Raw genomic sequence first — 14332 nt, forward strand, 5'->3', positions numbered from 1 at the left:
GGCCGGCCGAAACCTGCGCGGCCCAAACCCGCCCCGCGTTGCCAAGCACGCGCCGGGAGAGAATAATCGGCATCTCCCTTCCGACCCGCGCCATGACACCGTTCCGAGGCAAGCTCCGCATCCGGCATCTGGAAATCGTGCTGACCGTCGCCGAATTGGGCAACCTGTCCAAGGCCGCCGCGCAATTGCACAGCACGCAGTCGGGTCTGTCGCGCGCCATCGCCGAGATCGAAGAACTGGTGGGCGCGCGGCTGTTCGAACGCACTGCCAAGGGCACCACCTGCACGCCGCTGGGCGAAACCATGTGCCGCCATGCCCGCCTGCTGCTCACCGACTTCCGCAAGGCCGAGATCGATCTCGCCGCGGTCTCGCGCGGCGACGAAGGCAGCCTGACCGTAGGCTGTTTTTCGATGTTCGCGGGCTGGCCGGTGGCCGAAGCCGCGCGCGCCTACCGCCAAGCCTATCCGCGCATCACGCTCACCATCGAGATCGGCACGCATGAACGGCTGATCGAGGACCTGGACGCCGGCGCGCTGGACGTGCTGATCAGCCGCTTCTCGTCCACCGTCAATCCGCAGATCTATCGCTCCACCACGCTGCTGGAGGATCCCGTGGTGCTGGCCTGCGCCACGCATCATCCGCTGGCCGGCCAGCCTGGCGCCACGCTGGCCGACTACGTGGCCTATCCCTGGATCACCGCCCTGCCCGGCAGCCGCATCCGCGGCGAACTGGAAATGTCGCTGCGCCAGGCCGGCTTGGCGATTCCGGATATGATCGGCGCCCTGTCGCTGGAATTCGGCCGCGAAATGCTGCTGGACGGCCTGTACCTGTGGATGCTGCCCGGCAGCGTGGCCGCTATCCGGCAGGCGCGCGGCGAGCTTGTAGTCCTGGCCGACAGGCCGGTCCTGCGCAAATCGCCGCTGGCCGCCATCTGGCGCCGCGACCGTCCCAGCACACGGCAGGCGCGCGCCTTCGCCGCCCAGCTCCAGCTCGCCATCCAGGCCGACGCGGTCGCATTGACGGCCTGAGCCTGGCGGCGCGTTGCGCGTTATTCTGGACAGGCAACACTTTTTGATCGGAGCACCCATGTACGACTGGCTCAACGCACTGCCCAAGGCGGAATTGCACCTGCACCTGGAAGGTTCGCTCGAACCCGAGCTGCTGTTCCGGCTGGCGCAGCGCAACGGCGTGGCGCTGCCGTGGCCGGACATCGAGTCCCTGCGCGCCGCCTACGACTACGGCAATCTCCAGGAATTCCTGGACCTCTACTACCGCGGCGCGGACGTGCTGCGCACCGAGCAGGATTTCTACGACCTGACCTGGGCCTATCTGCTCAAGTGCCGCGAGCAGAACGTGGTGCATACCGAGCCGTTCTTCGACCCGCAGACCCATACCGACCGCGGCGTGCCCTTCGAGGCTGTGCTGGCCGGCATCAGCCAGGCGCTCGAAGATGGCCGCAAGCAACTGGGCGTGAACAGCGGACTGATCCTGAGCTTTCTGCGCCATCTGCCCGAAGAGCAGGCCATGCGCACGCTGGAAGCCGCCCTGCCCCACCGCGACGCCTTCATCGCCGTGGGCCTGGACAGCAGCGAAATGGGTTTTCCGCCGCGCCTCTTCCAGCGCGTGTTCGACCGCGCCCGCGCCGAAGGACTGCCAGGCGTCGCGCACGCCGGCGAGGAAGGCCCGCCGGAATACATCTGGGAAGCGCTGGACCTGTTGAAGGTGCTGCGCATCGACCACGGCGTGCGCGCCGCCGAAGACCCCAAGCTGATCGGACGCCTGATCGACGAGCAGATCCCGCTGACGGTCTGTCCGCTGTCCAACACCCGGCTGCGCGTGTTCCAGCACATGCGCGACCACAACATCCTGTCGCTGCTGGACGCGGGCGTGAAGGTCACCGTGAACTCCGACGATCCCGCGTATTTCGGCGGCTACGTCAACGAGAACTTCCACGCGCTGTACGAGCATCTGGGTATGTCGCGGGCGCAGGCCCAGGCCCTGGCGGACAACAGCCTGGACGCGCGCATCCTCAAGTAGCCGGCGCGCCCCGCCGCCAGCCATGCGGATTGCGCATGGCAATGTTCAAAACCTGCATGCCTGGCGCGGCCCATTCCTCCCTACCATAGTCCGACCGCCGCGGCGCCTGCCGCGGCCGGGCCACAGACCAGAAACAGGGGGCAGGATATGAGTCAGTTCGTGGAAGCGTCGCTGCAGGCAGGCACGCTGACCGGCGTGCTGGAAGGCGGCGTGTGCCGCTACAGCGCCATTCCCTATGCGCAGGCGCCGATCGGCGCGCTGCGTTTCGCACCGCCGCAGCCGGCCGCTTGGCGCGGCAGGCTGGACGCCACCCGGCCGGGACCGGTCGCGCCGCAACTGCCCTCGCGCCTGCGCGGCGCCATGGGCGACTTCGACGCCGAACAATCCGAGGACTGCCTGCACCTGACCGTGTGGACGCCCGCCGCCGACGGCAAGCGGCGGCCGGTGGTCGTGTGGCTGCACGGCGGCGCCTGGCAAAGCGGCGGCGGCGCGCTGGACTGGTATGACGGCGCCAACCTCGCGCAGCGCGGCGACGTGGTGGTGGTCGCGGTCAACTACCGGCTGGCCGCGCTGGGCTGGCTGTACGTACCCGGCCAGACGGCCAATTCGGGCCTGCTGGACCAGGAGGCCGCCATCGATTGGGTGCTGGCCAACATCCAGGACCTGGGCGGCGATCCCGGACAAGTCACCGTCATGGGCCAGTCGGCGGGCGCGTCCTCGATCTGCGCCATGCTGGCGCGCCAGCCGCGCTTCTCCCGTGCCATCCTGCAAAGCGCGGCGCTGGGCCGGGGGTTTCGCAGCGCAAAGCAGGCCGATGCGCTGGGACAGGCCTTCCTGCGCGCCGCGGGAGCCGATTCCCTGGAAGCCGCGCGCGAGCTGCCCGTGGCGGCCTTGCTGGCGGCGCAGCAGGCGCCCGACGTCGCCGAAACGCTGCGCGCCGAGGGCAGCAGCCGCAGCCAGTTCGCGCCGGTGCTCGACGGCCAGGTGCTGCCACATGACATCGCGCCCGCGCTCAAGCGGGCGTCGTCCCGCGCCGACGTGCTGGTCTGCTACACGCGCGACGAAATGGCCGCCTTTCCGGGCAATGGCCGCAGCGCCGCCGACCAGGACCTGGGCGACGAGGTATTCGGCGCGCCCTCGCGCCAGTGGGCCGCCGACGCCGCGGCCCAAGGCCGCCAAGCCTGGCTGGCGCGGTTCGACGTGGCGCCCACGGCGAACTTCGGCGCCTGCCATTGCATCGAACTGCCCTTCGTCTTCGACACGTTGCCGGCGTACGCCAGCGCGCCCATGCTCGCCGGCCTGCCCGCGGAACAGGCGCGCCAGCTTGCACGCGCCACGCAGCAGGCATGGATCGCGTTCATCCGCGGCGACGCGCCAGGCTGGCCGGCGGCGCCGCACATGCAGATCCTGGCCTAGGCCGGGACGGCACGTGCGGGGCCGCGGGCGGATGCCGCCCGCGCATCAAACACACCAAAACAAGGGGAATTCCATGTTCAAGCAAACCGCGCTCACGCTGGCGCTGCTGGCGCCGCTGGCGGCCACCGCCGCCTATCCCGACAAGCCCGTCAAGATCATCGTGTCCAACCCGCCCGGCGGCCCCGTGGACGTCATGCTGCGCGTGCTGGCCAGCAAACTGGGCGCCGCCTGGGGCCAGCCCGTGGTGGTGGAGAACAAGCCCGGCGCGTCCGGCATCATCAGCACCGGCGCGCTGGTCAAGTCCGCGCCCGACGGCTACACGCTGGGCATGGTGGTGGCCTCGTCCGTCACCATCGTGCCCTTCGCCGTGGACAGCCTGCCGTTCGACACGCAAAAGGACCTCAAGCCGATCTCGCTGGTGGCGCGCACGCCCTTCATCTTCATCGTACCCAAGGACAGCCCGCTCAAGACCTGGGAAGACTTCGTGCGCGAAAGCAAGGCGCGCAATCTCAGCGTAGGTTCGTTCTCCATCGGCACGGCGTTCCATCTGGTCTGGGAACAGACGGCGCGCCGCGCCGGCATCAAGGCCTTGTACGTGCCCTCGTCCTCGTCGGGCAAGACGCAGAACGACTTGATCGGCGGCCAGCTCGACGTGGGCCTGGACGCGCCTTCGAGTTCCAAGGGCCTGATCGACAGCGGCCGGCTGCGCGCGCTCGCGATCACCAGTCCGGAACGCTTCGGCGGCCTGCCCGATACGCCCACGCTGAAGGAATCCGGCTTGAAGGACTACGCGCCGCAGCCCTGGATCGGGCTGATGGCGCCGGCGGGCATTCCGGACGACCGCGTGGCGCTGATCCAGAAATCGGTGGCGGACATCCTGAAGGAACCCGCGATGCGCGCGCAAATGGAAACCCTGGGCATGATTCCCATCGGCAGCACGCCAGAGGAACTGGCCGCGACCATCGAGGCCGACCGCGCCGACATGGGACCGCTGATCAAGGAGCTGGGCATCAAGCTGCAATAGCGGCGCTTGCAGCGGCGCGGGTTTACCGCCGCGCCCTTCAGGCCGCGTGCCTCAGCCCGCGCCCAGCGTGCGCAGGAACATCGCCGACAAGGGGCCGGACAGCGCTTGCGCGTCCCGCCGGCCCTGCGCGATGGCAGCGTCCACCGCGCCATGCATGCCGTGGTACAGGACGATGGCGGCCAGCGCCGCGTCGTCCAGCTTCCAGCAGCCTGCGCGCGCGCCGGCCTCGAGTATCGCTTCCAGCTGTTCCAGTACGGCGCTCTTTTCGGCCACACCGCGGTCGGGATGCTGGGCATCGTGGAACACCACGTCATGCAGTTCGTAGCCGTCGAAGTAGGCCTCGACGCCAGCGCGGGTCCAGGCGCGCAGCCGCGCCACGCCGTCGTCCGGCGCACAGGCCCGCACCTCGCGGTCGATATGGTCCAGGAACCCCTGCGAGAACTTGGCCCGCAGCGCCGCCAGCATGTCGTTCTTGGACGTGAAGTAGTGATAGAAGGTGCCCTTGGCCACGCCGGCGCGCTCGACGATCTCGCTGATGGTGGTGGCCTCGACGCCCTTCTGGATGAAGAGCGCTTGCGCGGCCTCCATCAACTCATCCAGCCGCACGGCGGCCGGCTTGGTGCGGGGCTTGGAAGCGGCGTCCGGGCCAGGCGGGGAAAGCGGGTCGGCGGGAACAGCGGGCATATCGTCCAGGGTCAGTTCAGCAGCAAGGCGCCAGTGTAGAGGAGGCGCAGGGCTGGGGCCAAAAGCTGAGAATCGTTCTTCTTTTCATTGACCGACGGTCGGTCGATGCATAGAATACCCCTTCCCCCACTCTGCGTCCCGCCATGCATCCCGCACGCCGCCGCGCCCTGGTCCTTGCCGTCAACCTGGGCAGTTTCATCACCATCCTGGACATCAGCATCGTCAACGTGGCGCTGCCCACCATGCAGGCGGCCCTGCGCATCGACATGGCCGGACTGCAATGGGTGGTGGACGCCTACGCCCTGTTCCTGTCGGCCTTCATGCTGTCCGCCGGGCCTTTGGGCGACCGTTATGGACGCAAGCGCTCCTGGCTGGCGGGCGTGCTGCTGTTCACCGCGGGCTCCGCGCTGTGCGGCCTGGCGGACAACCTGACGGCGCTGCTGATCGGCCGCGCCGTGCAGGGCGTGGCCGGCGCCCTGCTGGTGCCGGGCGCGCTGTCGCTCCTGACCCAGGCCTTTCCCGATCCCAAGGAACGCGCCCAGGCCATCGGCATATGGGCCTCGTGCAACGCGATTTCGCTCATCGTGGGACCCATGCTGGGCGGCGTGCTGGTCGCTCACTTCAACTGGCAGAGCATCTTCCTCATCAACCTGCCGGTGGGCGCGCTGGCCATAGCGCTGGGCGCCTGGAGCATCACGGAAAGCGCCCATCCCGAACACGCGGCCTTCGACCCCGCCGGCCAGGCGCTCAGCGTGCTGTGGCTGGGCGCGCTGACCTATGGTCTGATCGCCGCCGGCGAACATGGCTGGGCTGCGCCAGAAGCCACGGTCGCGCTCGCCATTGCCGCCGCCGGGCTGCTCGCCTTTCTGTGGGTCGAGCACCGCGCCGCGCGGCCCATCCTGCCGCTGGGGCTGTTCCGCGACGCGGGCTTCGCCATCACCAACTTCGCGTCCTTCGTGCTGGGCTTTTCCGCCTACAGCAGCCTGTTCTTCTTTTCGCTCTACCTGCAACACGTGCAGGGACTGTCGCCGCTGGCCACCGGCTGGCAACTGGCGCCGCAGTTCGCGGCGGCCGGGCTGGTGTCGCTGGTCTTCGGCCGGCTCAACCTGCGCTTCGGCCTGCCGCGCCTGATGATCGCGGGCTTCGCCTTCATCGGCCTGGCCATGCTGGGCATGACGCGCTTCGAAGCGCACACGCCTTATCTCGTGTCAGGTTCGCTGTTGGTGCTGCTGGGCCTGGGCACCGGCCTGGCCGTGCCTTCGACCAGCATGGCCGTGATGGCCACGGTGCCGCGCGAGCGTTCCGGCATGGCCTCGGCCACCATGAACGCGCTGCGCCAGACCGGCATGACGATAGGCATCGCGCTCTTGGGCGCGCTGATGAGCGGACGCGCCATCGAGGCGCTGACGGGCTCGCTGTCTCGGCTGGGCGCGCCCGATGCGCAAGCCCTGGCGCGCGCCGCCATCACCCTGCATGAACTGCCCGCGCAGCCCGCCAATGCGGCCGAGCTGGCCGCCGCGGCGCTGGCCGGCGGCTTCCATGCCGCCATGCTTTTCGCAGGCGTCGCCTCGCTGCTGGCGGCACTGTTGCTGCTGTTCCTGGCACGCGGCGCAAAGAACGTCCTGCACGCCGCATGACCTCCGGATTCCGGCGCGCGGAATTCCATCGGCCGGAATCAAAACAGCCTGTTTTTAAGCGTTGGTAACAAACGCTCGCGCCGTCTTGCGCTTCGGTAAGATCCTCGTCCAATAACAGGTTAACAACCACGAGGAGAGCAAAGCATGCCTTACCGCAAACCCCTGTTCCGCCTGGCCCCGCTGGCGCTCGCCGCCCACCTGCTGATGGCGGGTCCGGCCGCCGCGCAAAGCGCGCCCGGCACGCAAGGCCCGCTGGTCCCCGCGCCCAATCCGGCATTGGCCGCGCAGATCGATCAACGCGCCAAGGCCATCGAAGACAAGCTCATCGCCTGGCGCCGCGATATCCACGAACACCCCGAACTGGGCAACCAGGAAAACCGCACCGCCAAGCTGGTCGCCGACCATCTGCGCGCGCTGGGCATGGAAGTGAAAACCGGCGTCGCCGGCACCGGCGTGGTCGCCGTGCTCAAGGGCGGCAAGCCCGGTCCGGTGGTGGCGCTGCGCGCCGACATGGACGCGCTGCCCGTCAAGGAACAGGTAGACCTGCCCTTTGCGTCCAAGGCAAAGGGCACCTACCTGGGCAAGGAAGTGGACGTGATGCATGCCTGCGGCCACGACACCCACACCGCCATCCTGATGGCCACGGCCGAAGTGCTGGCCGGCATGAAAGACGAGCTTCCCGGCAGCGTGAAATTCATCTTCCAGCCCGCGGAGGAAAGCCCCGCCGACTTCGAGCCCGACGGCAAGAAGATCTGGGGCGCCAAGATGATGGTGCAGGAAGGCGTGCTGGAGAATCCCAAGGTGGACGCCATCTTCGGCCTGCACGTGTCCAGCGCCTATCCCGCCGGCAAGCTCAGCTGGCGCAGCGGCCCCGCCATGGCCGCCGCCGACCAGTTCTGGATCGACGTCACCGGCAAGCAGACGCACGGCGCGCGGCCCTGGTCCGGCATCGATCCCATCGTGGTCAGTTCGCAGATCATCCTGGGCCTGCAGACCATCCCCAGCCGCCAGATCAACAGCATGCTGGAGCCGGCCGTCATCACCGTGGGCGCCATCCACGGCGGCAACCGCATGAACATCGTGCCGGACAACGTGGCCATGACCGGCACCATCCGCACCTATGACGAAGGCATGAAGAAGGACATACATCAACGCATCGCGCGTACCGCCGACATGATCGCGCAGAGCGCGGGCGCCAAGGCGGACGTGCGCGTGGTGGAGCTGTACAACGCCACCGTCAACAATCCCGCGCTGACCGAGCAGATGGGCCCGACGCTGCGGCGCGTGGCGGGAGAAGGCAACTACGGGCTGCAGCCCAAGTCGACCGCGTCGGAGGACTTCTCGTTCTATCAGGAGAAGGTGCCGGGCATGTTCTTCTACCTGGGCGTAACGCCCAAGGGCACCGATGTCGAGAAGGCTGCACCGAACCATTCGCCGCGCTTCTACGTCGATGAGTCCGGCCTCATCAACGGCGTGCGCGCGTTGTCGAACCTGACCGTGGACTACATGGCGCAGGCGCAGAAAGGCAGCTGATCCGCGCTCCCCGCGCGCGTTTGAAAAATGCCCGCCGCGCGATGCGGCGGGCATAAGCAAACGGCTACAAATTCTTTGTCAGGCCCGGCCTGGCTTTCTACAGTACGCCCCTTTGCCGCCCCGCGGCAGCCATGTAGAAGCCACGCCATGCCGATCTCCCGTCGAACCTTCATGCTTGCCGGCGCACTGGCGCTGCCATTGGCGCGGCCGCGCATCGCGCGCGCAGCCGCCTGGCCCGAGCGTCCGATCCGGCTCGTCGTCACCTTCCCGCCCGGCGGCGCCAGCGACATCGCCGCGCGCCTCATCGCGCCCGCGCTGGCCGAACGGCTGGGCCAGCCCATCGTCATCGAAAACAGGCCCGGCGCGGGCTCGACCATAGGCGCGAGCCTGGTCGCGCAAGCGCCCAACGACGGCTACACGCTGCTGATGTCGAACTCGGCGCCGCTGTCCATTTCGCCCGCCCTGATGCCGCAAGGCGGATACGACGCGCTCGCCAGCTTCGACCACATCGCCTACCTGGGCGCGGTGCCCGCCGTGTTCGTGGTCCATCCTTCCGTGCCGGTGTCCAGCTTCGCGGAGCTGACCGCCTGGATCCGCGCGCAGGACCAGCCGGTGCAGTACGGCAGTGGCGGACTGGCATCGGTGGGCCAGATCGTGGGTGAGCTGTATTCGCGGCAAACCGGCGCGCGCCTGCAGCACATTCCGTACAAGGGCTCGGGCGCGATGCGCAACGATCTGCTGGGCGGTCAGATCCGCTTCGCGGTGGATGCGCTGCCGCAGAACCTGCCGTTCCTGCGGTCCGGCCAACTACGCCTGCTGGCGGTCACCACCGGCAAGCCGGTGCCGCAGGCGCCCGACATCCCCGCTGTGGGCGAGCTGGGCTATCCGGGCCTGATCGCCGAGAACTTCGTCGGACTGTCCGGACCCGCCGGCCTGCCCACGGCGGTCTCGCAGCGCTTGAACGACGCCATCGCGCAGACGCTGGCCAGCGCCGACATCCGCGCCAGGCTGGAAGGACAGGGCTTCGTCCTATCGCAAAAATCCCCCGCCGAGTTCACCGATTTCGTCCGTCGTCAGGCCGAAGCCTGGGGACCGGTGGTGCGTTCCACGGGAGCCAGCCTATGAGCGCCCGCCGCATGCTTGTGCTGTTCGGCCATCCGGGCCGCGGCGGCTTCAACGAAGCGGCCGTCCGTGGCGCGGAGCGCGCCGCGCAAGCGGGCCAGCCCTTGCAGCTGGAATGGATCTCCGACCACGACTCCGCCGCGCGCGCCGGGCGCATCGCGCAACTGTGCGACGTCGGCCCGGAGCTGGTCATCGTGCATGGCGGCCAGGGCGATGCCCCCGTGGCCGAGGTGGCGCCGCGCTACCCGCGCACGCAATTCGCCATCACCCAGGGGCACCACACCGCGGCCAACGTCGCGTCATACGAGATCCAGCAGGAGCACTCGGCTTTTCTGGCCGGCGTGTTGGCGGGCCTGCGCGCGGCCAACGGGCGGGCCGCCCATCTGTCCGGCGAAAAAGTGCGGCCCGGCCTGAAAGGCCGCGCCGCCTATGCCGATGGCGTGCGGCGCGTCACGGGCCGGGATCCGCTGACCGCCTTCTGCGGCAACCAGCACGATCCGGCGCTGGGCGCGGCCTGGGCCCGCGCGCTGTCCGCCCGAGACGCGCGCGTGCTGTTCGCCATGATGGACGGCGGCCGCGACGGCGTGACGCGCGTGTGCCGCGAAACGGGCGTGTGGCAGATCGGCAATGTGCTGGACTGGGTGGCGCGCGACCCGCAGGTCTATCTGGCATCGGCGCTGGCCGATTCGGGACTGTGCGTGCAGCGCGCCGCCGCGGACCATGCCGCGGGCGCGCTGGCGGTGGGCCGCGTGACCCGTTACGGCCTGGAGGAAGCCGCGTCGCTGCGGCTGGTGCTGGGCGCGAAGGTCGGCGCGGAAGAACGCCGCGTCCTGGATGAATGGGCGGGGCGGCTCGCAGCGGGAGCGCTGGACATCGCCTCTGACTACAGCGGGCCGGAATTCACGCTGCCCGCGCCGCCCCCTGCCCGCTACGCGGTCGCTTCGAACGCCTTGTGATAGGCCACGTCTCCTTGCGCCGGGCGCGTGTAGACCTGCGCCATGAAGTACTCGGGCGGCACCCCGGGATAGGTCAGCGCGGGCGTCTGCGCAAAACCGAATCGCGTGTAGTACGCCGGATCGCCCATCACCACGCAGCCCGCCGCGCCCAGCGCCTCAAGGCGCGCCAGGCCGTCCCGGATCAAGGCCGCGCCTATGCCCCGGCCTTGCAGTTCCGGCAGCACCGCGACCGGCCCCAGACCGTACCAGTCCGCCGAGCCGTCGCTGATCGCCACCGGAGAAAACGCGACGTGGCCCGCGACGCGCCCGTCCACCCGCGCCACCAGCGACAGCGTCAGCGCGCCGGCCTCGCGCAGCGCGTTCGTGATGTAGCCTTCGGTCTGCTGGCTGTGGGGATTGTCCTTGAACGCAGCCTGCGTCAGCGCGAAGATCGCCTCGCGGTCGTTTGGTGTTTCGGGAAGGATATGCATGCCTCGACTCCTGTAGGCTCAGGCGCAAAGTGTAGCCGGGCATGGTCGCCATTCCGCATTGACGCCTGCCGGCACGGTGGCTACAGTGGCCGGCAGTCCGGCGCCGCGTCATCGCGGCGGCGTGCAGCCCCTTTCCGAACCGCCCGCGGCGCGCCGCGGCCCTACTCTGGACCCTTATGAACAGCTACCGTGTCGGCATCGCCGGCTTCGGCGCCATCGGCCAGGCCGTGGCGCAATCCCTGGACGCCGGCCTGCCCGGCCTGACGCTCGCGGCCATCGCGGTGCGCGATCCCAAGGCCCCGCCGGCCTTCGCCTGGACCCAGGCCACGCCCGCCTACACCACCATCGATGCGCTGCACGAACACTGCGACGTGGTCGTGGAATGCGCCCCCGCCGCAGTGTTCCGCGACATCGCCGAGCCCGTGCTGCGCGCCGGCAAGAAGATGGTGGTGCTGAGCTCGGGCGCGCTGCTGCGCCATGACGACCTGATCGAACTCGCCCGCCAACACCATGGCCAGATCCTGGTGCCTTCGGGCGCCATCCTGGGCCTGGATGCCATCACGGCGGCTGCCGAGGGCGTCATCCATTCCGTCACCATGATCACCCGCAAGCCGGTGCGCGGCCTGCTGGGCGCGCCCTACCTGACCGACAACAACATCGATATCGCGGACATCACCGAACCGCGCCTGATCTTCCGCGGCTCGCCGCGGGAAGCGGCGGTGGGCTTTCCGGCCAACCTGAACGTGGCGGTCAGCGTGTCGCTGGCCGGCATCGGCCCGGACAAGACCACGCTGGAAATCTGGGCCGATCCCTCGCTCGAGCGCAATCTGCACCGCGTCGAGGTCGTGTCCGACTCGGCCTCGTTCTCGATGGAAATCCAGAACATCCCCTCGGCCAATCCCAAGACCGGCCGCATCACCGCGCAAAGCGTGGTCGCCGCGCTGCGCAAGCTGACAGGTCCGCTGCGCGTGGGTACCTGAATCGCGGCGGGCGCGGCGCTAGGCCGCCGCCCGCTGCGGCCCGTCCGCCGGGCGCAGGCGCTCACCTGCAGCGCCCGCCCGCGCCATCGGTCCCACCCGCCAGTTCCCCGCGCCATCCAGGTCCAGCCTGTGCGTATGGAACACGTCCAGCGTCCTGCGATGCCCCACGCTGACCAGCATGCATGACGGCAGCGCCTCGCGCAGCAGGCTGTACAGCGCATGCTCCAGCCCTTCGTCGGTAGCGGACGTGGCCTCGTCCAGGAACACGATGGCGGGCCGGTTGTAAAGCACGCGCGCGAACGCCACGCGCTGCTGTTCGCCGATGGAAAGCATGCGCGACCAATCCGCGACTTCATCCAGGCGCCCGGTCAGATGCCCCAGATTGACCCGCCGCAAGGCGTCGGCCAGGCGCGCATCGTCCTCGGGCTGTGCCAGCCCCGGATACGCGACCGCGCCGCGCAAATCACCCAGGGGCAGATAGGGCCGCTGCGACAGGAACAGGGCGGAGGCGCCCTGCGGCCGGCGCACCGAGCCCTGCGCATAGGGCCACAAGCCCGCCAGCGCGCGCAGCAAGGTGGTCTTGCCGCTGCCCGAAGGCCCTTTGATCAGTAGCGCCTGGCCCGGCCGCAAGCTCAGGTTCAGGTCGCGCAGCAGCACCGTGCCGTCCGGGCGCGCCACCTGCACCGATTCGATATCCAGGCCGTCCGGCAGGCTCTCCGTCTGCACCGCAGGCAGCGCGCGCGCGGCCTCGTTGGCGTCCAGAAAGCCATTCAGCCGGTCCAGCGTGGCGCGGTACTGCGCGAAGGTGTCGTAGGAGGTGCGGAAGAACGACAAGGAATCCTGCACCTGCCCGAAGGCCTGCGACGTCTGGATCACGTCGCCCAGCTTGATCGCGCCGCTGAAAAAACGCGGCGCCTGCAGGATGAACGGGAACACCACGGCCACCTGGCTCACCGACAGGTTGAAGCCGTCGAATTTCAGCCCCCGGTACACGCGCGCCCACAGGTTGGCGATGTAGGCCGAGAAGCGCGTCCACAAGGTGGCGCGCTCGACGTTCTCGCCCTGATAGAACGCCACGTTCTCGGCGTTCTCGCGCAGGCGGACCAGCGCGTAACGGAAGTTCGCCGTCAGGCGCTCGGACAGGAAGTTCAGCTTGATCAGCGGGCGTCCGATCTTGAACGCGAACAGCGTTGCCACGATGACGTACAGGTACACCATGAACACCATGGCGCGCGGAATCTCCACCCCCGCCACTGTCAAGGCGCCGGACAGCCCCCAGAGGATGGACGTGAACGCCACCAGCGAGACGACCGCGCTCAGCGCGCCGATCGCCAGCGTGCGCGAACCCGTCACGAACATGGCGATGTCCTGTTCGATGCGCTGGTCGGGGTTGTCGACCGGGGCATCGACGAAATGGCCGCGGTAGTAGGCGCCCGCGCCCAGCCAGTCGCGGGTCAGCCTGTCGTTGAGCCACACGCGCCAGCGGATGTCGAAGGCCTGCCCGGCATAACTGTCGGCCAGGGTACGCACCACGTGCACACAGGCCAGCACCGAAAAGATGCCCAAAAAGCGCCAGAACGCGCTCTGGTCCAGCGCCTGCAACGCGCTGTAGAAGCCGTTGTACCAGAACGAAAACAGCACCGTCATGCGCACGGCGAACATCGCCAGGAACAACAGCAGCGCCAGCGTCAACAGGGGCTGCCAGCTGCGCCTGGGATCGAGATACGGCCGCGCCAGCCGCCAGAACTTGCGTCCCCAATCCGTGTAGCGCGCAAGCAAGCCCCCGACCAGCATCAGCGCGATGGCCGAAATGCCGAACGCACGCGCCAGCCAGAACCCGCTTTCCGCTAGTTGCTGCTGCCAGTTCAGGTCCATGAGTCGATTGCCCTCCGATACGCGTTTCTGGTTAGACGGGACGCGCGCATCGAGTTCCGGCGCGGGGACCGTTTTAAGCCAGGCTTAAGCGTTGCAGCTGGGTGATCGAAAGCCATCTGACAGCCAGCGCGCCGCGGCAAGGCGGCGTACGGCGGCTATCATGGACGCCTGAGCAGCAATACCGGCAGGTAAGGAACCATGGACAAGATCCGGCTAGACAAGTGGCTATGGGCCGCGCGCTTCTACAAGACGCGCAGCCTGGCCGTGCAGGAAATCGGCAAGGGCCGGGTATTGGTGAACGACCAGCCCGCCAAGCCCGCGCGCGAAGTCGCGCCAGGCGATCTGGTCACGGTGCGCAAGGAAGACCCGGCGCTGCATGTGCGGGTGATGGCGGTCAGCGGCGTGCGCGGCCCCGCCCCCGTCGCGCGCCAGCTATACGAGGAAACGCCTGAAAGCGTGGCAGCGCGCGAGCGCGCAGCGGAAATGCGCCGCCTGGCGCCCGAGCCCGCGCTGGGCATAGAAGCCGGACGCCCGACCAAGCGCGACCGGCGGTTGATAGACCAGATGCGGGGCAAGTAGAGCCTCCGGGGCCGCCGGG

At 68.8% G+C, this 14332-nt stretch carries 13 protein-coding genes; 10 read left to right on the forward strand and 3 right to left on the reverse strand.

Translation table 11 applies throughout. The features are described from left to right. Positions 1-92 precede the first annotated feature (92 nt). From ACM1PE_RS17170 to ACM1PE_RS17185, 4 genes are all read left to right on the forward strand, one after another. Positions 93-1028 carry a LysR family transcriptional regulator gene (locus tag ACM1PE_RS17170; protein WP_280015094.1) on the forward strand — a complete coding sequence of 312 codons (936 nt, stop codon included), beginning with the start codon at positions 93-95 and terminating at the stop codon, positions 1026-1028. A 58-nt stretch (positions 1029-1086) separates the two neighbouring features. After that, positions 1087-2037 (forward strand): adenosine deaminase, encoded by a 951-nt coding sequence (locus tag ACM1PE_RS17175; RefSeq protein ID WP_059372676.1) that lies wholly within the window; start codon positions 1087-1089, stop codon positions 2035-2037. A gap of 147 nt (positions 2038-2184) precedes the next feature. Then, entirely contained in the window at positions 2185-3453 is a 1269-nt protein-coding gene (locus ACM1PE_RS17180) for a carboxylesterase/lipase family protein (protein WP_419340571.1), read from the forward strand. 73 nt (positions 3454-3526) lie between these two features. Beyond that, positions 3527-4477 (forward strand): Bug family tripartite tricarboxylate transporter substrate binding protein, encoded by a 951-nt coding sequence (locus ACM1PE_RS17185; protein WP_419340572.1) that lies wholly within the window; start codon positions 3527-3529, stop codon positions 4475-4477. 51 nt (positions 4478-4528) lie between these two features. On the opposite strand, the gene ACM1PE_RS17190 is transcribed toward ACM1PE_RS17185, so the two are convergent. Continuing rightward, positions 4529-5161: a TetR/AcrR family transcriptional regulator gene (locus ACM1PE_RS17190; RefSeq protein WP_059372670.1), complete on the reverse strand. Its 633-nt coding sequence runs from the start codon at positions 5159-5161 to the stop codon at positions 4529-4531. A gap of 143 nt (positions 5162-5304) precedes the next feature. Here ACM1PE_RS17190 and ACM1PE_RS17195 point away from each other — a divergent pair, with 143 nt between their 5' ends. From ACM1PE_RS17195 to ACM1PE_RS17210, 4 genes are all read left to right on the forward strand, one after another. Further along, complete coding sequence (locus tag ACM1PE_RS17195) at positions 5305-6798, forward strand: MFS transporter (RefSeq protein ID WP_118934613.1); 1494 nt, start codon at positions 5305-5307, stop codon at positions 6796-6798. Between the two features lie 144 nt (positions 6799-6942). Beyond that, on the forward strand, positions 6943-8331 hold the full coding sequence (locus ACM1PE_RS17200) for an amidohydrolase (RefSeq protein WP_059372662.1): 1389 nt from the start codon (positions 6943-6945) through the stop codon (positions 8329-8331). A gap of 147 nt (positions 8332-8478) precedes the next feature. Beyond that, positions 8479-9456, forward strand: a complete 978-nt coding sequence (locus tag ACM1PE_RS17205; RefSeq protein WP_118934611.1) for a Bug family tripartite tricarboxylate transporter substrate binding protein — start codon at positions 8479-8481, stop codon at positions 9454-9456. Continuing rightward, positions 9453-10409 carry a BMP family ABC transporter substrate-binding protein gene (locus tag ACM1PE_RS17210; RefSeq protein WP_419340573.1) on the forward strand — a complete coding sequence of 319 codons (957 nt, stop codon included), beginning with the start codon at positions 9453-9455 and terminating at the stop codon, positions 10407-10409. Before ACM1PE_RS17205 ends, ACM1PE_RS17210 begins: the two co-directional genes overlap by 4 nt. Here ACM1PE_RS17210 and ACM1PE_RS17215 read toward each other — a convergent pair. Then, positions 10382-10879, reverse strand: a complete 498-nt coding sequence (locus ACM1PE_RS17215) for a GNAT family N-acetyltransferase (protein WP_419340574.1) — start codon at positions 10877-10879, stop codon at positions 10382-10384. The genes ACM1PE_RS17210 and ACM1PE_RS17215 overlap by 28 nt on opposite strands. Positions 10880-11055: 176 nt before the next feature. On the opposite strand from ACM1PE_RS17215, the gene ACM1PE_RS17220 reads away from it, so the two are divergent. Continuing rightward, positions 11056-11859: an aspartate dehydrogenase gene (locus tag ACM1PE_RS17220; RefSeq protein WP_118934605.1), complete on the forward strand. Its 804-nt coding sequence runs from the start codon at positions 11056-11058 to the stop codon at positions 11857-11859. An 18-nt stretch (positions 11860-11877) separates the two neighbouring features. On the opposite strand, the gene ACM1PE_RS17225 is transcribed toward ACM1PE_RS17220, so the two are convergent. Beyond that, on the reverse strand, positions 11878-13734 hold the full coding sequence (locus tag ACM1PE_RS17225; RefSeq protein WP_419340575.1) for an ABC transporter ATP-binding protein/permease: 1857 nt from the start codon (positions 13732-13734) through the stop codon (positions 11878-11880). Between the two features lie 198 nt (positions 13735-13932). On the opposite strand from ACM1PE_RS17225, the gene ACM1PE_RS17230 reads away from it, so the two are divergent. Then, complete coding sequence (locus tag ACM1PE_RS17230) at positions 13933-14313, forward strand: RNA-binding S4 domain-containing protein (protein WP_054452689.1); 381 nt, start codon at positions 13933-13935, stop codon at positions 14311-14313. The last annotated feature ends 19 nt before the right edge of the window (positions 14314-14332 follow it).

This window comes from Achromobacter sp. PD1 (assembly GCF_048541815.1).
GTDB lineage: Bacteria > Pseudomonadota > Gammaproteobacteria > Burkholderiales > Burkholderiaceae_B > Achromobacter > Achromobacter bronchisepticus_A.